The following is an 18393-nucleotide window of genomic DNA, read 5'->3' as shown; positions in this document are numbered from 1 at the left end:
CCCTCGCCTGCACCGCGCCTACCTCCTCAAGGAGGGACTGCGCACGATCTACCGGATCGCCAGGACCGAGGGCGCGCACGCCGCAGCCGAGGCGCTGGACCGCTGGCTGTCCTGGGCGAGACGGTGCCGGATTCCGGTCTTCGTCGAACTCGCCCGCAAGGTCAGGCGCCACCACGACGCCATCCTGCACGCGATCGTCGAGGAGTTGAGCAACGGACTCATCGAGTCCACAAACACGAAGACCAGGCTCATCATCCGCCGAGGCTTCGGCTTCCGCTCCGCCGACGCCGTCATCGCCCTCGTCATGCTCTGCCTCGGCGGCAACAGTCCCGCCCTACCCCGCCGCCAACTCACCTGATCACACCCACAGGTCCAGCAGAAGAGCCCGGTTTACGGGGTGGGCTCCGGGGTCTGGTGCTGCGGGTGCTCGTGCTGGTGTCGGCGCTGTGGGTGTTCGGGGCGGTGCTGGTGCTTGAGCTGCTGTTCGTGCCGGTGGTCGCGCTGGTCGTAGCGCCAGAGCGCGGGGAGTGTGGCCGACAGGACGGTGCTGCTGCCCAGGCAGAGCAGGCCGCCGGTGCCCAGCGCGGCCCGGATGCCCTGGCGGGCGGCGAGGCCGCCGGCCCGTAGGTCGCCGAGGGCGGGCCCGGCGGAGCCGATCAGCATCTCCAGGCCGGCGGCGCGGCCTCGGAGTTCGTCCGGAATGGACTGGTTCCAGATGGCGCTGCGGAAGGTGTCGCCGATCCAGTGGGCGCCGCCCGCGATGATCAGGCAGAGCACCACGGCCCAAAGGCCCGGGGCGACGGCGGCCGTGGCGGTGGCTGCGCCGACCAGGGCGGTGGAGAGCAGGACCCACCGTCCGTGCCGGTGTACCCGCTCGGTCCAACCGCCGGTGGCGGCCGCGATCAGGCTGCCGGCGGCGGAAGCCGAGTAGAGCAGGCCGAGCGCCCAGACCGCGTCCAACTCCTCGGCGAGGAAGGGGAACAGTGCGGTGGGCAGGGCGAGGACGGTGGCCGCGAGGTCGGCCAGGTAGGTGCCGATCAGGTCGGGCCGCCGGGTCGCGTACCGGGCTCCCTCGGTGAACTCGCGCAGCCGAGGCGGCTCGGCGTCGCGTTCCGAGGGGATCGGCCGGACCCGCGCGAGCAGGGCGATCGACAGCAGGAAGGTGGCGAGGTCGACCAGGTACGCCGCCGGGAGGCCGGCGGTCGCGATCAGTAGCCCGGCGGCGGCCGGCCCGGCCACTCCGCCGATGCTCCAGCGCAGCGAGAGCAGCGCCCCGGCCGCCACCAGCTGGTCGTGCGGCACCAGTCGGGGGATCATCGCCTCGACCGAGGGCTGTTGCAGGCCCTGGATCGCCGCCGCCAGCCCGGCGGCGAGGTAGAGCGGCCAGACGGCGGGCGTGCCGAGCAGTGCGTTGGCCAGCAGCAGGGCGCTGAGCGCGGCCAGCGCGACTTCGGTGACCAGGGCGACGGTGCGGCGGTCGGCGCGGTCGGCGAGCACGCCGCCGTAGAGGCCGAAGAGGACGGTGGGTGCGAGTTCGACCGCGCCGACCGCGCCCACCGCGAGCGGAGAGCCGGTGAGGTGGGCGATCTGCAGCGGGATCGCGGTCATGGTGAAGACCGAGCCGAGCAGGGTGACCGTGCCGGAGGTCCAGGTCAGCCGGAAGTCGCGGGAGGAGCGCCAGGGAGCGGTGTTCGGCAGTAGTCGGGACCGGAGGCGGTCCGTTCCTGAGGTCATGAGGGGGTTGGTCCCTTCGCGGCCGTCGCTCTCGCGACGGCTTCCTTGGGCGCGTTGCAGGTGGGGTGTGCACGTTGGGTGTGCACGTTGCGTGTTGCGCGCCCCCGTTTGGGGGTGCTTCTGCCACCGAGCGTGATCGCCGGTGCTGTTGCCAGTCCTCATCGCCCGGTCCTTATCACTGATAAAGTCCGGCCCTGGAATTTAGCGGCGATAAGGTGGCCTCGCAAGCGGATAACCGGGAGGCCGATCGATGGCACTGCAACGCGACGAGGTGGTGCGCACCGCGCTGCGCGTGCTCAACGAGGAGGGCATCGACGGGCTCAGCACCCGGCGGCTCGCCCGGGAGCTCGGCGTGCAGTCACCGGCGCTGTACTGGCACTTCAAGAACAAGCGGGAGCTGCTCGACCTGATGGCGGAGGCGATGCTCGCCGAGGCTCTGCCGCCCGACCGCGAGCCGGACCCGGAGCACTGGCCCGCGTGGATCGCCGCCGACGCCCGGGCCAAGCGCCGCGCCCTGCTCTCCTACCGCGACGGCGCCCGGGTGCACGCCGGCACCCTGCCGACCGAGGGCGAACTCCCGGCCGTCGAGGCCCAGCTGAGCGCCCTGTGCCGGGCCGGGCTGCGTCCGCGCACCGCGCTGCGACTGCTGCTGACCGTCGACCGGTACCTCATGGGCTGGGTCACCGAGGAGCAGGCCTGGCGGCAGGACGCCGCGGAGCGCGCCAGGCCGCCCTTCCCGGACGAGGCGCTGCGTGACCTGCCGCTGCTGAGCGAGGCGGTCGACGTGCTGCGGATGACCGACCACGACGCCGACTTCGAGTACGGGCTGCGGGTGCTGATCGAGGGGTTCCGGGCCGAGATCGCGCGTGAGGCCGAGGACGCGGGGGCGGGTCCTGGTGGGGGCGCGGGGGCGGGTCCTTTTGAGGGTGTGACCGGCGACGGGCATGGGCTAGCGTGAGCGCCATGACCACCCTTGATCCCCGCAGCACCGCCCTGGTCCTGATCGACCTGATGGACCGGATCGTCGCCAACCCGCTCGCGCCGCACGCCGGTTCGGAGGTGGTGGCGTCCTCGCTGGAGCTTGCCAAGGCCTTCCGCGCCGCCGGCGCCCCCGTCGTCGCGGTGCGCGTCGAGCGGCCGGGCGTCGCCGAGCAGCCGCCCGGCAGCGAGCTGCTGGCCGAGGTCGAGGCGGCGGCCGACGAGGTCGTGGTGAAGCGTACGATCGGCGCTTTCCAGGGCACCGGGTTGCACGAGCTGCTGCAGGCGCGCGGTGTGGAGACGCTGGTGTTCACCGGGATTGCCACCAACCTCGGTGTGGAGTCGAGCGCCCGCGCGGCCGCCGACCACGGGTACCGGCTGGTGTTCGTCGAGGACGCGATGACCGGGCTGACGGAGACCGAGCACCGGGCCTCGGTGGAGCTGGACTTCCCGCGGCTGGGTGAGGTCGTGGCGGCGGCCGACCTGCAGCTGGGCTAGCCTCCGGCCGGCTTCAGGGCGTCGCGCAGCCGTCCGCCCGAGGCCGTGAGCAGTCGGGCGGCGGTGGGCGCGTCCACGTCCGCGAGCAGGACCAGGATCGCGTCCTTCGTCCGTCCGTCCGTCGCGGTCAGGGCCCGGTGGACCGCGTCCTGGTCGGCGCCGGTGGCCTCGGCGACGATCCGTCGGGCGCGCTCGCGGAGCTTGGCGTTAGTGGCCCGGAGGTCGACCATCAGATTTCCGTACGTTCGGCCGAGACGGACCATCACGGCCGTGGACAGCATGTTGAGCGCCAGCTTCTGTGCCGTGCCCGCCTTCAGCCGGGTGGACCCGGCCAGCACCTCGGGGCCGACTTCCACCTCGATCCCCAGCTCGGCGGCCGCCACCAGCGCCGAGCCCCGGTTGCACGCCAGCCCGACGGTCAGGGCCCCGGCCGCCCGTGCGGCACGCACCGCCGCCAGCGGGTAGGGCGTACGGCCCGAGGCGGAGACGCCCACCACGGTGTCGGCCGGGGTCAGGTCGAGCGCGGCGACGTCGGCCTCGGCGAGCTCGCTACGGTCCTCGGCGCCCTCGGCGGCCTCCGTCACGGCCGTCAGGCCGCCTGCGATCAGGCCGACGACCAGAGCTGGATCAGTGCCGAAGGTCGGCGGGCACTCGGCGGCGTCCAGCACCCCGAGCCGCCCGGCCGTCCCCGCCCCGGCGTAGACCAGCCGCCCGCCGCGGGCCATCCGGGTGGCCACGGCGTCCACCACGGCGGCGATCCGCGTCAACTCCCCGGCGACGGCGGTGGGGACGGTGCGGTCCTCGGCGTTCATCAGGTGGAGCAGGTCGAGGGTGGGCAGCTGGTCGATCCCGGCCCAGTCGGGTCGGACCGTTTCGGTCGGGGGTGCGGCGTCGGTGTTCATGCGGCGAGCGTCCCCGGGGAGGGGCGGCCTGAACCCGGATGGGTGTGGCGTTCGGGTCGTGATTCAGGCGGTGTTTCAGGGCGTGTTTCAGGGCGTGCTTCAGGGCGTGTTGAGGCTATTGGTCAGGCCGTCCGTCAGGCCATCCAGAAGAACACCGCCGTCATGCGGCGGTCCGCCAACTCGTTGCCGTAGTAATTCGTGGCGCTGTGGATCAGGTTGGCGTGGTAGAGGAGCAGTTGGTTGTAGCGGTTGGGGACGCGGACGTCCTCGGTGAAGTGGTCGGCGGGCACGTGGCGGGTGCCGAGCGCCTCGACCAGGTTGTTGTGCGGGGCGTTGACCAGGTTCCCGCCGAGGCGGCCGCCGGGGAACTGCTGACGGTAGAAGCTGGTGCCTGCGTCCTTGGGTGCGCCCGGGCTGAGGTAGAGCACGGCGGCGTAGCGGCAGAGGGCGCGGGAGTCGGTGTGCGGGCGGGACTCCGACTCTCCGGCGCCGACGACCTGGACGCAGTTGTGGTTGAGCGTGCCGCCGCCCGGAGTGCTCTGCACCCACAGCCGGGAGGCGCCGGTGGCCTTGCGGACCAGCGCCTCGACCCGCGCCAGCTCGTCAGGCTCCAGGCCCGGCATGGTGCGCACGCCCGGCCAGGTCTCGGGGCGGTACGGGTAGCCCTCGGTCCAGTCGCCCCGGGCCAGGACGCGCTCGCGGACGGCGTCCGGGTCGGGCAGGACGTTGTCCAGGACCCAGAAGTCCCGGCCGCGGGTGGGCTTGCGGTAGGGCAGGACCGGCAGGGCGGTGGGCCTGATGGGCTGTGAGGGCATGGGCCGACCATAGGGGCGGCGGTCGTCAACCTTCTGCCGTGAACAGGTCAACCTTTCGTCAAGGGCGGTATTGGTGTGGGTGTTCCGCTGTCGTGTCGAGACTCGCGCGACAAGTTACTGGTCGGCGTTCAAGCGGCCTGGCCCTAGCGGACGGCGTAGCTGCCAAGGGCACCCTCCAGTCGGTCGAAGGCCCGGGCGGCCCACGGGCTCACCGCGGCGGTGATCGCGGCGTGCTCCTCGCCGGCCAGGGTGCGGCGGAACACCTCGGTGAACACCGCCCGGTCGACGGCGGCGAGCAGGGCGGCGGCGACCCGGCTCTCGAAGTCGACGGGTATCGCGTGCACGGCCTCGGCCAGTGCTTCGGCGAGTGCTGTCTCGGCCTGCTCGTTCAGCTCGCGCAGTCGGGCGCCCAGGGCCGGGCTCTCGGCGACGGTGCGGGCGAAGTCCTCGCCGGAGAAGCCGAGCCGTGGGTCGTGCCGGTCGAGCGCGGTCAGGCAGCCCCGACGCAGCGCGGCGAGGGCGGACTCGCCATGGGCGCGCTCGGCGACGGTGCGGGCTAGCCGGTCGACGAGTTCCTCGTGCAGGTCGAAGAAGAGGTCCTCCTTGCGCGGGAAGTGGTTGGTGACGGTCATCTTGGCGACGCCCGCGGCGGCCGCGACCTCGGCGATGGTCGTCCGGTCGAAGCCCTGCTCGATGAAGAGCCTGGTCGCGGCGTGCGAGATCGCCTCGCGGGTGCGGCGCTTGTTGAGCTCGCGCAGGTTCGGTGTGGTCCCGGTGTCGGTCATGGCAGGAGCCTAGCGCAGTTAGCTGGGTCGAGCACAGAAATTATGCTTGACCTAATCACTGGGTCCGTCCTAAGTTCTTCACGTCGGCCGGAGCGGTCGACGGAGGAGCGGCCCAGGGGAGGGTTCATGACCACATCGGCCACCACGCGGATCACGACGAAGGGCTCCGAGAGGGGCGCGGAGAAGAGCGCCGCGAAGGGCCGACGCGGGGCGGCTCGGGCGCAGCGGCCGGAGCCGTTGCCGCCCGGCCTGCTGAAGTTGGGCGCGGTGCTCGCGTTGGGCCCGATCCTGGCCTTGCTGGACACCACGATCGTCAACGTCGGCATCGACTCCGTCGCCCGCGTCCTGCACAGCTCGATGGCCGCGGTCCAGTGGGTGGCCACCGGGTACCTGCTGGCGATATCGCTGACCATGCCGCTCTCCGGGTGGGCCGCCGGCCGCTTCGGCGCCCGGCGCGCCTGGCTCGGATCGGTCGTCCTGTTCGTGCTGGGATCCGCGCTGTGCGGACTGGCCTGGTCGACGGGCAGCCTGATCGCCTTTCGGGTGCTCCAGGGCGTCGGCGGCGCGATGATCCAGCCGTTGGGGCAGACGCTCATGGTGCAGGCGGCCGGGCGCTCCCGGATCGCGCGGGTGATGGGCACCATGCTGCTCCCGATCAGCCTGGCCCCGGTCCTGGGGCCGATCCTCGGCGGGCTGGTGCTGGAGCACCTGGACTGGCGCTGGATGTTCCTGCTGACCGTGCCGGTGGGGCTGCTCACCCTGCTGTTGGCGGCCCGGTGGCTTCCGGCCGAGAGCCGGTCGGACCTCCCGAAACCCCGACTGGATGTGACGGGTGTGGTGCTGCTGTCGCCGGGCCTGACGGCGCTGGTCTACGGGCTCTCCACGATAGGCGAGGGCGGCGCGGTCGGCCCGGTGGCGGCCGCGGTGGGTGCGGTGCTGCTGTTGGCGTACGGTCGGCACGCGCTGCGGGCGGGGCGTGACGGGGCCCGGGCGCCGCTGATCGACGTGCGGCTGTTCGTCCGGCGTGGCTTCGCGGTGGCGACGGCGAACAGCTTCCTTCAGGGCGCCGCGCTGTACAGCTCGATGTTCCTGGTCCCGCTCTACTACCAGCAGGTGGAGCGCGCCGGGGCGGTCGAGGCCGGGCTGCTACTCGCGCCGCAGGCGCTCGGTACGGCGGTCACCTCGCTGCTGGCCGGGCGAATAGCCGACCGCTTCGCGCCCCGCCCGCTGATCCTGCTCGGTATCGGCTGCTCGCTGCTCGGCACCCTCGCGTTCACCCGGCTGGGAACGGGCTCCGGCCGGGCGGACTGGCTGCTCGTCGGCTCGCTGGCGCTGCGCGGGGCGGGTATGGGGATCGTTCTGATCCCCGGCATGGCGGCGGTGTACGGGAGCGTCGAGAAGTCGCAGGTGGCGGCGGCCGCCGGTGCGGTCAACGTGCTCAACCGGCTCGGTGGGGCGCTCGGCACGGCGGTGCTGACGCTGGTCCTCCAGCGGGCGCAGGCCGGACACCCCGGCCAGCCGGGCGCGGCCTTCGGCGCGACCTTCTGGTGGGTGCTGGCCCTGTCGGCGCTCGCCATCGCACCGGCCCTGCTCTACCCGGGCGCCGCCCGTAAGGCAGACTGACCGGCCGCCGGTCATTGATCATCCATCAGTTGGGCGGACTCACACCGATCCCCATCGATTCGTATTGACCATGGAGGTACCTCATGTTCACCAAGCATCCTGGCGGCCTGCGTCTGCTCACCGTGCACGCCCACCCCGACGACGAGTCCAGCAAGGGTGCGGCCACCCTCGCCCGGTACGCGGCCGAGGGCGTGGACGTCCTGGTCGCCACCTGTACCGGCGGCGAGCGCGGTTCGGTGCTCAACCCGGCGATGGACCGGACCGAGGTCCGGGACAACCTCGCCCGGATCCGGCGTGAGGAGATGGCCGCGGCCCGTGAGATCCTCGGCGTGCGGCAGCAGTTCCTCGGCTTTGTCGACTCCGGGATGCCAGGCCCCGAAGAGCCGCTGCCGGAGGGCTGCTTCGCCGCCCAGCCGCTGGAGGTCGCCGCGGCGCCGCTGGTCGCCCTGATCCGGGAGTTCCGCCCGCAGGTGGTGATCACCTACGACGAGACCGGCGGGTACCCGCACCCGGACCATGTGATGACCCACCAGGTCACCGTCGAGGCCTTCGAGGCCGCCGCCGACCCGAAGCGCTACCCCGAGGCGGGCGAGCCCTGGCAGGTGGCCAAGCTCTACTACCACCTGGCCCTCTCCCGGGCCTGGTTCCAGACGCTGCACGACGCCATGACGGAGCGCGGAGTCGACTCGGCCATGGGCGAACTGCTCGCCGGCTGGCCCGACACCCCGCCCGCCCTCGCGACCACCACCCGAATCGCCTGCTCCGAGAAGTTCGCCATACGGGACGCGGCGATGCTGGCGCACGCCACCCAGGTCGAGCCCGGCGCCGCGTTCATGGCCCACCCCCGGGACATCGAGTGTGAGGTCTGGCCGACGGAGGACTACCACCTGGCTCGGAGCTTCGTGAGTGGACCCGGGATGGGCGGGGGTGAGACGGGCGGGGGCGAGACCGACCTGTTCGCAGGGCTGCGCGCGAAGGAGGGGGCGGCATGAGGCATGAGTGAACCGGTGAGGCCGACGGGCGTGTACCGGACGGGACTTGAGCCAGGGGTTCGAACAAGGCAGGTTGGTCTCATGACGAATCACCAGCCTGCCCCCACCGAGCAGCAGTCCCCGGGCGGTCAGGAGTCGCGCTCCCGCACCCACACCTGGACAGCCGGTCCGCCGATCTCCGAGTACCCGCACCTCACCGGCGAGGAGATCCTGTTGGAGTGGATCGCCGGGCGGATCCCGGAGCCGTCGATCTGCAGCACCATGGGCTTTCATCTGGTCGAGGTGAAGCCGGGCACGGCGGTGTTCGAAGGGGAGGTGGGCGACCACCTCTTCAACCCGATGAACACCGTGCACGGCGGGTACCTGGCCACCCTGCTCGACTCGGCGCTCGGCTGCGCCGTGTTGAGCAAACTGCCGGCCGGGATCGGCTACACCACCACGCAGTTGAACGTCCATATGCTGCGTCCGTTGTTCGCCGACTCGGGGCTCCTGCGCTGCGAGGGCGTAGTGCTCCACTTGGGACGGACGATGGCGACCGCGGAGGCCAGGGTGGTCGGCGCGGAGAACGGCAAGCTCTACGCCCACGCCACCACCACCTGCGCGATCCTCACCCCCCGCCCGGCGGCCTGACCGCCCGGCGAACCCACCGCTGGACAGCCGGGCCCCGACCGTGGCGGCGGCCGCCGCCACGACCGGGGCCCAACCGAACAGACCATGCCCGAAGAGCCCGAGGCCGAGCAGTCGAGACCCAGAGACCGCGAGGCCCGTACACCCCAAGCCTCTTACGCCCAGGCCCGAACACCCAGGCCCGAACACCCAGGCCCCCGAAACCCGAGGTGCTCAGAGCGCCGCCAGCACCCCGCAGAGCGCAAGGAGGTCGCAGATCCCGAAGCAGATCAGCTTGTGCGAGAGGAACACCGCCGCGAGCTCCCGGATGGCCGCGCTCGGCCAGTATCACCGGGCGGTGGGCGAGCCGAACATGTGCCCGTTGACGCCGGTGCCGGTCCTGCGGGCGATCAGTGTCGCCCGGAATGCGAGGATGTTGTCGGTCACTATGACGCAGCGGTAGTCGGGCTTGGCTTGCTCCATGACGGCCTTGCTGAAGAGCAGGGTCCGCTCTCAGGCGAAGCGCTCGACGGCCGCGAGGACCGCCTCCGCCATTCGCGGGCTGCCGGTGTGTCCGGCTTCGTCGATGACCGTCAGGTTGGCGTCCGGCCAGGCCTTGGCCAGCTGCCAAGCGGTTTGCAGCGGTCCGCCGAGGTCGAGCCGTCCATGGATGAGCTCGCCCGGGATGCCGGCCAGCCGACCGGCGTCGCGCAGCAGTTGGCCGTCCGCCAGGAAGGCCTGGTGCGAGAAGTAGTGTGCCGTGATCCGGGTGAAGGCCATCAGGGCGTCGGAGGGGCGGTCGGAGTAGGCATTCGGCTTGCCCAGCACCTCGTGCGAGATGACGGCGTCCTCCCAGGTGGCCCAGGCCTGGGCGGCGGCTCGGCGGACGTCCTCCTCCGGACTGTTGAGCAGCCGGCTGTAGGCGGTGAGCAGGTCGAGCACGTCGCCGTCCCGGTCGATGGCGGGTGGGAAGGCGTGGAACTCCTCCCAGGGGCCCGGCAGGAAACGGCCGACGCCCCGGTAGAGCCAGTCCGTCTCCTCGGGGCGGGTCATGGTCACCCCGCAGATCACGATCGCGGAGACCCGCTCCGGGTGGGCCTGCGCGTACGCGAGTATCAGGGTCGAACCCCACGAGCCGCCGTACAACAGCCACTTGTCGATACCCAGATGCTCGCGCAGCCGCTCCAGGTCGGCGACCAGGTGCGCGGTGGTGTTGTGCTCCAGCCCGGTTGACGGGTCGGCGGCGTGCGGTAGGCTCCGCCCGCAGCCGCGCTGGTCGTACTGGACGACGCGGTAGCGCTCGGGGTCGAAGTACCGCCGGGAGCCGGGATGGTGGCCGGAGCCCGGCCCGCCGTGCACCACCACAGCCGGTTTGCCCGCCGGGTTGCCGGAGGTGTTCCAGTGGATCCGCTGCCCGTCGCCGACGTCCAACAGGCCCTGGGCGTACGGCTCGTCGTGGGAATACGGCTCGGCCATCGGTAACTCCTCCGTGGACGGTGGACGGTGGACGGTGGACGGTGGACGGGGCGCCGGGTGAGCCTACACGCCGTCGGACCGGTCAGAGTCCGATGTTCAGCCCGCAGGCGGCATCGAAGGAGGCGTATCCGACGCAGAGGATCAGCCAGAAGCCCAGCGCGCCGGTGACGGCGGCGGTGATGCGGCCGACCCGGCTGCGCTGTTCCTTGGGGCGGCGCCAGTGACGGATGCCGTGGGCCAGCCCGAGCAGCCCCACCGCGGCCAGGCCGTAGGCCCCTGCCGGACTCGCCTGGTGGAGGGCGCGGGCGAGGAGATAGGCGCCCGCCAGGGAGGCGGTGGTGAGGACGAGGAGCACGAGCCCGCCGACGACCTCGGTCAGCAGCTCGCCGAGGCAGCCCATCGACGCCTCTGCGATGTATCTGCCCGGGCCGACCTGTCCGCCCGGGACCGGCGTCGGGTCCCCGGGCTGGTGAGCGGCCGGCTTCTCCGCCGCCTGACGCTCGACCATCGCCCCACCGCTCCTTTGCCTGGCCTTTGCCTGGCGATCATCGTAGTCGAGGGTGGAGCCGTCGTCGCACGGCAGGCCAGGTAAGCCCGGCAGGCCCGGCGGGCGCCGGCCGCCGGTGCGTCACCGAAGCTCCGGCGGCAGTAGGGCCGCCAGTCCGTCAAGGATGCGCTCGACGCAGAACTCGAAGCGGGCGTCGAGGCTCGGCTCGGTGAGGTCGCCGGCCAGGGCGACGAGGTTGGGGAAGTCCTCGACGGGCAGGGCGCGGAAGCGGTCGCGGACCTCGGTGGTGACCTCCAGACGGCTGGCGCCGTCGGCCTCGGCGGCCGACATCGGTGACTGTTCCTGGAGGGCGAAGCCCTGGACGAAGGAGCTCAGCAGATAGGTGGTCAGCGCGGCGTGCGCGTCGGAGAATCCGGCCTCGCGCAGGCGGTCCAGCTGATCGTCCAGCAGTCCGAACATGTGCGGCCCCGGGGCGAGGCGGCCGGCGACGACCTTGGCGGCGTCGCGGTTGTCGTGCAGCAGCTGTCGGTGGCGCCAGCAGTATCCGCGCATCTGCATCCGCCAGTCGCCCTCGCGCGGCGGGGGCTCGGCCGAGGCCATGATCGCGTCGTTGAGCAGGTCGAGCAACTCCTCCTTGTTGCGGACGTGCCAGTACAGCGAGGCCGCCTTGACGCCCACCTCGGCGGCGACCTTGCGCATGGACAGTCCGGCCAGGCCGTCCCGTTCCAGTACGCGAAGCGCCGCCTGAGCGAGGGCTTCCCTGGTCAGGGCGGGTGTCCCGGCGTTGTGTTCCGGCGTGGCGCCGTCGTTCTCCGGCATGGCTGTGCGGACGCCTCCCAGCGGTGTCGTGGAATCCCGCTTGCAATCTAACACCGTTAGGGACACTCTGTGGCTGCCGGACAAGCACCTAACGCTGTTAGGGGTCTTAGGTCGGGAGGGATCCCATGGAGGAGTCGAGTGCCCGCCGCAAGCGGCTCGCGCTACTTACGCTCTGCGTCACCATGTTCATGTCCGTGCTGGACAACGTCATCGTCAACAACGCCCTGCCCCGGATCGGGCAGGACCTGGACACCGGGATCAGCGGCCTGCAGTGGGTCGCCGAGGGTTACAGCCTGGTCTACGCTGCCCTGGTGCTGACCGGCGGCGCGCTCGGCGACCGCTACGGCCGCACCCGGGTGTTCCGCCTCGGCCTCGCCCTGTTCACGGCCGGTTCCGGCGTGGCAGCGCTCGCCGGGTCGATCGGCGTGCTGGTCGGCGCCCGGATGCTCCAGGGGGTCGGAGCCGCGCTGCTCACACCCGGCAGCCTCGCCCTGCTTCGGCACGTCTTCACCGACGAACGCGAGCGCGCCAAGGCGATCGGCACCTGGTCCGGGGTCTCGGCGCTCGGCCTGTCCATCGGCCCGGTCGTCGGCGGTCCGATGGTCGAACACCTCGGCTGGGCCAGCGTGTTCTGGATCAACGTGCCGATCGGCGTGGCCGGACTGCTGCTCGCCGCCCGCGTCCTGCCGGACATCGCCCCGCGCCCGCGCCGGATCGACCTCATGGGCCTGGCACTGTCCGTGGCCGGCCTGGCCCTGCTGGTCTACGCGCTGATCGAGGGCCCCTCCCGGGGCTGGACCGACCCGCGGGTGCTCGGCTGCGCCGCCGCGGCCGCCGTCCTGCTGCTGGCCTTCCTGGTACTCGAACTGCACATCGCCGAACCGATGCTGGAGCTGCGCCTGTTCCGCGACGGGGCGCTCGGCGGCGCCCTGCTCAGCGGGTTCATGGTCAGCTTCGGGATGTTCGGGGCGCTGTTCTTCCTGCCGCTGATGATGCAGGGCGTGCTCGGCTGGTCCCCGGCCGCCGCCGGCTACGCGGGGCTCCCGATGACCGCGATGCTGGTGGTCGCCGCACCGCTCTCCGGTCGGCTGACCGCGGCCTACGGTCCGCGGCTGCCGCTGGTGCTCGGCCTCGCGCTGTGCGCGGCGGGCCTCGGCGGGCTGTCGCTGTACGGCGACCACGCGCACTACCCGGCCTACCTGTGGACGCTGTTCGCGATGGGCCTCGGGATGGGCATGACCTTCACCCCGGTCTCGATCGCGGTGATGCAGCGGGTCGCCCCGGCACAGACCGGGATGGCCTCGGCGACCATCAACACCCTGCGCGAACTGGGCGGCGTACTCGGCATCGCGGTGCTCGGCGCCGTCCTGACCAACCGGATGACGGGTTCGCTGACCTCGGCCCTGCACCGGCTCGGTGTCCCGCCCGAGGCCGTCGGCTCGATCGCGGACGCCCCGGCCGGCGTGGCGCACGGCCCCGGAGGCACGGCGGCGGCGCTGCCCGGGCCGGTCCGGGCAGCGGTGGACGGCGCCTTCATCGACGGCATCCACCTCGCCGTGCTCAGCGGAGCGGGCGGGCTGGCCATGACCGCCGTTCTGGTCGCGGTACTGCTCGGCCGGGCCCGGCCGCTCGTCCCGTCCGGTCCGTCCGGCTCCGGCCGACCGCAGCCGGAGGAACTGGCGGGCACCCGCGCCACGTGAGCACCGGCCGCCGCGCCGTGACGGAACCTCGGCGGGACGCGACCGGGGGGCGCCTTCAAGGGCCCCTGCAGGAGACGCCTTCAATGGTCCCCGTATGAGACGCCTTCGAGGAGCCCCTCCAACCCGCCTCCACGGCGGGCCCCGTCAGTGGATGCCCTCCACCGCCGCCTGCGCCGCGCGGGCCAGCTCCCGCCGGGCCCCCGCCCGGGTGGGCTGCGGCCCGGGCGGCGGGATCGGCGGCAGGAAGGTGACGTCCGCGACCAGCCCGCGCACCGCGACCACCCGGGCGAGCGAGGTGAGCAGCCCGTCGTCCCCGACGAAGGCGGGCGCACTGGTCGGCCGTCCGTCCGCCAGCCGGTAGCGGATCGTCACCGGTTGGACGAATGCGCCAGCCTCCACCGCGGCCTGGAACAGCGCGGGCCGGAACCGTCCGCTCTCCCGCCCGCACCAGGTCGACCCCTCCGGGAAGACGATCACCGGGTGCCCGGAGCGCAGCACCTCGGCCACCGTCGCCACGGTGTCCGGGAGGGCCCGCAGCCGATCGCGGTCCAGGAACACGGTGCCGCCCCAGGCGACCAGGTGCCCGAGCACCGGCCACTGCCGGACCTCGGTCTTGGCCAGCGACCGCCCGGGCCGTCCGGCCGCGAGCAACGGTATGTCCAGCCAGGACACGTGGTTGGCCACCACCAGCGCCCCGCCGGCGCCGACCGCCCCGCCCGGCACGGGAACTCCGGGAATCCCTGGCGTCCCGAGGTGGACGGTCACCCCGAGGGAGCGCAGCAGCACCCGCGCCCAGAGCCGGATCAGCTGGTCCCGGGCGCCGTACGGCAGCAGTCGCACCGGCAGGCAGAGCACGACCCCGGCCAGCACCGCCGTCAGGCAGGCGGTCAGCCGCAGCGCCCGCCGGAGGTGGGAGACCTCCGGCGCGCGTTCGCCCAGGCAGGTCTCCGGCCGGCAAGGTGCGGTCGGCAGCCAGACGCTCATGACGACGCGCCCGAGGAGGGTGTTCCGGACAGGAAGTGCCGCAGGTAGCGGGGGTCGGTGCGCTCCAGCGACAGCAGCACGTACAGGTCGGCGCAGCCGAAGTCCGGGTCGTACGCGGGCTCACCGCAGACCCAGGCGCCGAGCCGCAGGTAGCCGCGGAGCAGGGCGGGCAGGGCGCCGCGCTCGGCGCGCGGCACGCCGGTGGCGTCCCAGCGGCGGTGCGGGGTGACCCGGTACTGCTCGGGGGCCAGGTGCTTGGCGCTGACGGTGTCCCAGACCCGGGCCGCGGTGGCGCCGCCGTCCTCCAGGTCGATCGAGCAGCAGCCGCCGACCCAGGTGTTGCCGGTGTCGGCGAGGTAGCGGGCGATGCCGCCCCACATCAGGTTGATGACCGCGCCGTTGCCCCGGTGATCGGGGTGGATGCAGGAGCGGCCGAGCTCGACCAGGCCGGGGCGCACCGGTGCGAGCGCGGACAGGTCGAACTCGCCGTCGGAGTAGAGTCGTCCGGCCCGCCGGGCGGCCTCGGGCCGCAGCAGCCGGTAGGTGCCGACGACGGTGCCGGTCTCGCCCTCGCGGACCAGCAGGTGGTCGCAGTACTCGTCGAAGGGGTCGACGTCGTGACCGGCGACCGGGCTGTGCAGGACGGCGCCGAGTTCTGCGGCGAAGACCTGGTGGCGCAGCCGCTGGGCGGCGCGGACGTCGTCCTCGTCGCGGGCGAGGGCGACGGTGTAGGCGGCCGGCGCCGGCTGGTGGCGAGGCGCGGGGACCGCCGGGGCGTCGTGGGTGGGGGCGACTGCGGACGGAGTGTACGTGGGGACGGTGGTCATGGCGGACCCTCCAGGGCAGCACGATCGGCGGTGCCGTGGAATTGCCAGGGCACCGTCCCGGCCCGCAGGCGTTGGGCATGGACGCGAACCGGTCCCCGTATGTCTCTCCAAGTCGGTTGGCATTCACGTTGCGGCCCGGCGGATCGCAGATGTGCAGCTGTTGAATGGGACCACGCGTGGCCGGTCGGTCATCTGCCGGGCACCGGGCGGTCGTCCGCGCGGGGTGGACAACGGGGGCGCGCACCTGCATCGCGCGCCCCCGCCGTCACAGCCCCGCGGTCACATCCTCACCGTCACGACCCCGCCGTCACACCGCCGTCACGGCCGAGTCCGACGGGATCAAATCGCCCGCCAGCCCTGCGGGTCGACGCCGCCCGGGACGACCTCGGCCGGCCCGTACGGCTCGCGGGTGTAGACGAAGGAGCCGACGTCCAGGTGGCTGACCGTGCCGTCGGTGCGCCGGACCACCCGAAGGGTCTCGCCCGCGTAGTAGTTGTCCAGCCCGATCCAGGTGCCGTCCGACTGGGGCCGGAAGCGCGAGCCCCGGCGGCCGCCCGCGAGTTCGGCGAGCTCCAGGACGCGGTCGGCCCGCAGCCGCAGGGCGTTGGGCGCGGCGCCCCAGTACCAGGGGCCGGTGAGGGCGAGCAGGTCCTCGTCCACCTCGGGCAGCGGCCGCCAGGGTTCGGGCAGCCGGGGCTCGTGTTCGGCGGTGATGGTGATCAACTGGGCGGCCAGCAGCGGGGTGTTGGCGCCGCTGGTGGCGTTGGACAGGGCGAAGGCGGCCAGGCCGTCGTCCTCGCTGACCCACAGGCCGGCCGTGAAGCCGGGCATCGAACCGGAGTGGCCGTGCAGCAACCGGCCCTCGTGGCGCCGCAGTTGCAGGCCGAAGCCGTAGCCGGAGGTCCAGGCGGCGTCGTCCGGACCGACGGCGGGCCGCCGCATCTCGGCGAGGGTGTCGGCGCTGAGCACCTTGTCGTCGCTGGCGGCGAGGAAGGCCGCCCAGCGGGCCAGGTCGGCGCCGGTGGACCAGAGCTGGCCCGCCGGGCCCATCAGGCCGGTGTCGGTGAGCGGTTCGGGCAGCATGACGTCGGCCCACGGGTGGACGGCGAAGCCCCCGGCGTGCGGGTGCTCGGGCAGCAGCGTGGTGCGGTCCATGCCGAGCGGCGCCAGTACCTCGCGGCGCAGCGCCTCGCCCCAGGGCTCGCCGCGCAGCTTCGCCACCAGGGCGCCGAGCAGCGCGTAGCCGGGGTTGGAGTAGTGGTGGCGCCGCCCGGCGGGGTGCTTGAGCGGGCTCTCCCGCTCCAGCAGGTCGCCGAGTTCGGGCCGCAGCGAACCCTCCGTCCGTTCCCACCAGGGTTCGGGCGTCTCGGCGGCCAGCCCGGCGGCGTGTGCGAGCAGCTGGGCGACGGTCGCACCGTCGGCCGCGGTGCCCGGCAGGTGGCGGGCCAGCGGGTCGTCGAGGTCCAGCAGGCCCTCGTCGCGCAGCCGCAGCACCAGCACGGCGACGAAGGTCTTGGTGAGCGAGCCGATCCGGTACTGGACGTCCGGTGTCGGCGCGTGCCCGTCGATCATGCTGCGGGCGCCGCTCCACACCAGCTGCCCGTCCCGGACCACCCCGGCGACCAGCGACGGGGTACGGCCCTCGGCCTGGGCGACCGCGATGCGGTGCAGCAGGGCGCGGCGGGTGGTGGGCAGCAGCTCGTCGAGCTGGTCGGTCATCTGATCGTCTGAACTCATCGACATGGACGGACAGTAGCCCAGCCGGGCCACGGACCTGCGGGATTAATCCCCCTAGCCCGGCAGCGCCGGAAGCTCGGGCCGCTCCAGCCAGGCCTCGAACAGCGGGCCGAGCGGCGCGGTGGTGTACCGGGAGGCGTGCGTGAGCAGGTCGGCGGTGGCGACCACGCCGTGCCGGTTGATGCCCGTCCAGTCCCGCAGCATCGCGAAGAACCCGTCCTCGCCGAGCGCCCGCCGCAGCGCGTGCACCGCCAGGCCGCCGCGCTGGTACAGCCGGTCGTCGAACATCAGCCTGCGGCCCGGGTCGCCGAGCCGCAGGTCCTGCGGCAGCCCGGCCAGCAGCCGGTGCGCGGCGGCGGCGTGCACGGCTGCGCCCGGGCCGCCGGCGTGCTCGGACCAGAGCCACTCCGCGTACTTGGCGAAGCCCTCGTTGAGCCAGATGTGCCGCCAGTCGGCGATCGAGACGCTGTTGCCGAACCACTGGTGGGCCAGCTCGTGCGCGATCAGCCGCTCGCGTTCCCAGCCGCCGCCGAGGTGGTTGGTGCCGAAGGTGGCCACGCCCTGCGCCTCCACCGGGACGTCCAGCTCCTCGTCCGCCACCACCACCGCGTACTCGCCGAACGGGTACGGCCCGAAGACCTCGGAGAAGTACGCCATCATCTCCGACTGCCGGGCGAAGTCCCGGGCGAAGGCCTCGGCCAGCGGTTGCGGCACGTACCCGGTCTGCGCCACGTAACCGGGCCGTGGGGTGTCGGGGCGCGGGGCCAGCTGCACCGGGAGGTAGTGCCCGATCGACACCGTCACCAGGTACGGCGAGGTCGGCGCGCTCTGCTCGTAGACCCAGGTGGTGCTGGAGGCCCGGGTGGTCCGGGTGAGCAGCCGTCCGCTCGCCACCACGGTGAACGGGGAGGGCGTGGTGACCGCCAGCTGGTACGTCGCCTTGTCCGCGGGGCGGTCGTTGCACGGGAACCAGGACGGCGCACCGATCGGCTGGCTGGCCACCAGCGCGCCCTCGGTCAGCTCCTCCCAGCCCAGGCCGCCCCACGGGCTGCGCACCGGGCGCGGGTTGCCGGTGTAGTGCACCTCGACGGTGAAGGCCGCGCCCGCTCCGAGCGCCTTCGCCGGGCGGATCCGCAGCTTGCCGCCGCGGTGGGTGTAGCGGGCGGCCTTGCCGTCGACCAGCACCCGCCCGATCCGGAACTCGGCCAGGTCGAGCGCGAACTCGGCCAGCGCCGCGTCCGCCACCGCGCTCAGCCGGGCCGAGGCGGCCAGCCGGTTGGGTCCGGGCCGGTAGTCCAGCGCGAGTTCGTAGCGGTGCACCCGGTAGCGGTGGTCGCCGCTGCTCGGGAAGTACGGGTCCGGGCCGCCGGCGGCCGGCGGGACGTGCTTGGGCTTCACGGGGGCGGGCG

At 72.9% G+C, this 18393-nt stretch carries 19 protein-coding genes; 7 read left to right on the top strand and 12 right to left on the bottom strand.

Features of this window, described 5'->3' with window-relative positions:
• Positions 1-358, top strand: a 358-nt coding sequence (locus ACGF12_RS10590; RefSeq protein WP_393027913.1) for a transposase, incomplete at its 5' end; no start/stop codon positions are given.
• 32 nt (positions 359-390) lie between these two features.
• On the opposite strand, the gene ACGF12_RS10585 is transcribed toward ACGF12_RS10590, so the two are convergent.
• Positions 391-1734: an MFS transporter gene (locus ACGF12_RS10585; protein WP_393027912.1), complete on the bottom strand. Its 1344-nt coding sequence runs from the start codon at positions 1732-1734 to the stop codon at positions 391-393.
• A 250-nt stretch (positions 1735-1984) separates the two neighbouring features.
• On the opposite strand from ACGF12_RS10585, the gene ACGF12_RS10580 reads away from it, so the two are divergent.
• Positions 1985-2692, top strand: a complete 708-nt coding sequence (locus tag ACGF12_RS10580; protein WP_393027911.1) for a TetR/AcrR family transcriptional regulator C-terminal domain-containing protein — start codon at positions 1985-1987, stop codon at positions 2690-2692.
• A 5-nt stretch (positions 2693-2697) separates the two neighbouring features.
• A complete protein-coding gene (locus ACGF12_RS10575; protein ID WP_393027910.1) occupies positions 2698-3210 on the top strand; it encodes an isochorismatase family protein in 513 nt (170 codons plus the stop codon).
• Here the strand turns inward: ACGF12_RS10575 and murQ are convergent.
• The 3 genes from murQ to ACGF12_RS10560 form a co-directional block, all read right to left on the bottom strand.
• Entirely contained in the window at positions 3207-4112 is a 906-nt protein-coding gene (gene murQ / locus ACGF12_RS10570; RefSeq protein ID WP_393027909.1) for an N-acetylmuramic acid 6-phosphate etherase, read from the bottom strand. The genes ACGF12_RS10575 and murQ overlap by 4 nt on opposite strands.
• Before the next feature lie 134 nt (positions 4113-4246).
• Complete coding sequence (locus ACGF12_RS10565) at positions 4247-4927, bottom strand: DUF6445 family protein (RefSeq protein ID WP_387616593.1); 681 nt, start codon at positions 4925-4927, stop codon at positions 4247-4249.
• Positions 4928-5070: 143 nt separating this feature from the next.
• Positions 5071-5712, bottom strand: a complete 642-nt coding sequence (locus ACGF12_RS10560) for a TetR/AcrR family transcriptional regulator (protein ID WP_393027908.1) — start codon at positions 5710-5712, stop codon at positions 5071-5073.
• Between the two features lie 126 nt (positions 5713-5838).
• Here ACGF12_RS10560 and ACGF12_RS10555 point away from each other — a divergent pair, with 126 nt between their 5' ends.
• The 3 genes from ACGF12_RS10555 to ACGF12_RS10545 all read left to right on the top strand — a co-directional run bounded on the left by ACGF12_RS10555 (position 5839) and on the right by ACGF12_RS10545 (position 8957).
• Entirely contained in the window at positions 5839-7335 is a 1497-nt protein-coding gene (locus tag ACGF12_RS10555; RefSeq protein ID WP_393027907.1) for an MDR family MFS transporter, read from the top strand.
• An 83-nt stretch (positions 7336-7418) separates the two neighbouring features.
• Complete coding sequence (gene mca / locus ACGF12_RS10550) at positions 7419-8327, top strand: mycothiol conjugate amidase Mca (RefSeq protein ID WP_393027906.1); 909 nt, start codon at positions 7419-7421, stop codon at positions 8325-8327.
• A gap of 81 nt (positions 8328-8408) precedes the next feature.
• Positions 8409-8957, top strand: a complete 549-nt coding sequence (locus ACGF12_RS10545) for a PaaI family thioesterase (protein ID WP_393027905.1) — start codon at positions 8409-8411, stop codon at positions 8955-8957.
• A 324-nt stretch (positions 8958-9281) separates the two neighbouring features.
• Here ACGF12_RS10545 and ACGF12_RS10540 read toward each other — a convergent pair whose 3' ends face one another.
• The 4 genes from ACGF12_RS10540 to ACGF12_RS10525 all read right to left on the bottom strand — a co-directional run bounded on the left by ACGF12_RS10540 (position 9282) and on the right by ACGF12_RS10525 (position 11736).
• A complete protein-coding gene (locus tag ACGF12_RS10540; protein WP_393027904.1) occupies positions 9282-9416 on the bottom strand; it encodes a hypothetical protein in 135 nt (44 codons plus the stop codon).
• 30 nt (positions 9417-9446) lie between these two features.
• Positions 9447-10409, bottom strand: a complete 963-nt coding sequence (gene pip / locus ACGF12_RS10535) for a prolyl aminopeptidase (RefSeq protein ID WP_393027903.1) — start codon at positions 10407-10409, stop codon at positions 9447-9449.
• An 82-nt stretch (positions 10410-10491) separates the two neighbouring features.
• Entirely contained in the window at positions 10492-10917 is a 426-nt protein-coding gene (locus tag ACGF12_RS10530; RefSeq protein ID WP_393027902.1) for a hypothetical protein, read from the bottom strand.
• 120 nt (positions 10918-11037) lie between these two features.
• Complete coding sequence (locus ACGF12_RS10525; protein ID WP_393027901.1) at positions 11038-11736, bottom strand: TetR/AcrR family transcriptional regulator; 699 nt, start codon at positions 11734-11736, stop codon at positions 11038-11040.
• A 125-nt stretch (positions 11737-11861) separates the two neighbouring features.
• Between ACGF12_RS10525 and ACGF12_RS10520 the strand changes: the two genes are divergently transcribed.
• Positions 11862-13436: an MFS transporter gene (locus ACGF12_RS10520; protein WP_393027900.1), complete on the top strand. Its 1575-nt coding sequence runs from the start codon at positions 11862-11864 to the stop codon at positions 13434-13436.
• 144 nt (positions 13437-13580) lie between these two features.
• On the opposite strand, the gene ACGF12_RS10515 is transcribed toward ACGF12_RS10520, so the two are convergent.
• The 4 genes from ACGF12_RS10515 to ACGF12_RS10500 form a co-directional block, all read right to left on the bottom strand.
• A complete protein-coding gene (locus tag ACGF12_RS10515) occupies positions 13581-14420 on the bottom strand; it encodes a lysophospholipid acyltransferase family protein (RefSeq protein ID WP_393027899.1) in 840 nt (279 codons plus the stop codon).
• Positions 14417-15247 (bottom strand): GNAT family N-acetyltransferase, encoded by an 831-nt coding sequence (locus tag ACGF12_RS10510; RefSeq protein ID WP_393027898.1) that lies wholly within the window; start codon positions 15245-15247, stop codon positions 14417-14419. Before ACGF12_RS10510 ends, ACGF12_RS10515 begins: the two co-directional genes overlap by 4 nt.
• Before the next feature lie 339 nt (positions 15248-15586).
• Positions 15587-16990: a serine hydrolase domain-containing protein gene (locus tag ACGF12_RS10505; RefSeq protein ID WP_393027897.1), complete on the bottom strand. Its 1404-nt coding sequence runs from the start codon at positions 16988-16990 to the stop codon at positions 15587-15589.
• A gap of 48 nt (positions 16991-17038) precedes the next feature.
• The gene (locus ACGF12_RS10500) at positions 17039-18382 is read right to left on the bottom strand and encodes a M1 family metallopeptidase (RefSeq protein WP_393027896.1); all 1344 of its coding nucleotides are present in this window, start codon (positions 18380-18382) and stop codon (positions 17039-17041) included.
• Positions 18383-18393 lie beyond the last annotated feature (11 nt).

This window comes from Kitasatospora sp. NPDC048296, from assembly GCF_043201815.1.
GTDB lineage: Bacteria > Actinomycetota > Actinomycetes > Streptomycetales > Streptomycetaceae > Kitasatospora.
Note: the sequence above shows the minus strand (reverse complement) of the source record. Positions and strands in the feature narration are given on the sequence as shown.

What these genes read in the sequence shown, in the direction of transcription:
- ACGF12_RS10575 (WP_393027910.1), top strand. Translation starts at nt 2,698, where the DNA reads ATGACCACCCTTGATCCCCGCAGCACCGCCCTGGTCCTGATCGACCTG.
- ACGF12_RS10555 (WP_393027907.1), top strand. Translation starts at nt 5,839, where the DNA reads ATGACCACATCGGCCACCACGCGGATCACGACGAAGGGCTCCGAGAGG.
- murQ (WP_393027909.1), bottom strand. Translation starts at nt 4,112, where the DNA reads ATGAACACCGACGCCGCACCCCCGACCGAAACGGTCCGACCCGACTGG.
- ACGF12_RS10515 (WP_393027899.1), bottom strand. Translation starts at nt 14,420, where the DNA reads ATGAGCGTCTGGCTGCCGACCGCACCTTGCCGGCCGGAGACCTGCCTG.
- pip (WP_393027903.1), bottom strand. Translation starts at nt 10,409, where the DNA reads ATGGCCGAGCCGTATTCCCACGACGAGCCGTACGCCCAGGGCCTGTTG.
- ACGF12_RS10560 (WP_393027908.1), bottom strand. Translation starts at nt 5,712, where the DNA reads ATGACCGACACCGGGACCACACCGAACCTGCGCGAGCTCAACAAGCGC.
- ACGF12_RS10585 (WP_393027912.1), bottom strand. Translation starts at nt 1,734, where the DNA reads ATGACCTCAGGAACGGACCGCCTCCGGTCCCGACTACTGCCGAACACC.
- ACGF12_RS10540 (WP_393027904.1), bottom strand. Translation starts at nt 9,416, where the DNA reads ATGGAGCAAGCCAAGCCCGACTACCGCTGCGTCATAGTGACCGACAAC.
- ACGF12_RS10505 (WP_393027897.1), bottom strand. Translation starts at nt 16,990, where the DNA reads ATGTCGATGAGTTCAGACGATCAGATGACCGACCAGCTCGACGAGCTG.
- ACGF12_RS10580 (WP_393027911.1), top strand. Translation starts at nt 1,985, where the DNA reads ATGGCACTGCAACGCGACGAGGTGGTGCGCACCGCGCTGCGCGTGCTC.
- ACGF12_RS10525 (WP_393027901.1), bottom strand. Translation starts at nt 11,736, where the DNA reads ATGCCGGAGAACGACGGCGCCACGCCGGAACACAACGCCGGGACACCC.
- ACGF12_RS10520 (WP_393027900.1), top strand. Translation starts at nt 11,862, where the DNA reads ATGGAGGAGTCGAGTGCCCGCCGCAAGCGGCTCGCGCTACTTACGCTC.
- ACGF12_RS10530 (WP_393027902.1), bottom strand. Translation starts at nt 10,917, where the DNA reads ATGGTCGAGCGTCAGGCGGCGGAGAAGCCGGCCGCTCACCAGCCCGGG.
- mca (WP_393027906.1), top strand. Translation starts at nt 7,419, where the DNA reads ATGTTCACCAAGCATCCTGGCGGCCTGCGTCTGCTCACCGTGCACGCC.
- ACGF12_RS10565 (WP_387616593.1), bottom strand. Translation starts at nt 4,927, where the DNA reads ATGCCCTCACAGCCCATCAGGCCCACCGCCCTGCCGGTCCTGCCCTAC.
- ACGF12_RS10545 (WP_393027905.1), top strand. Translation starts at nt 8,409, where the DNA reads ATGACGAATCACCAGCCTGCCCCCACCGAGCAGCAGTCCCCGGGCGGT.
- ACGF12_RS10510 (WP_393027898.1), bottom strand. Translation starts at nt 15,247, where the DNA reads ATGACCACCGTCCCCACGTACACTCCGTCCGCAGTCGCCCCCACCCAC.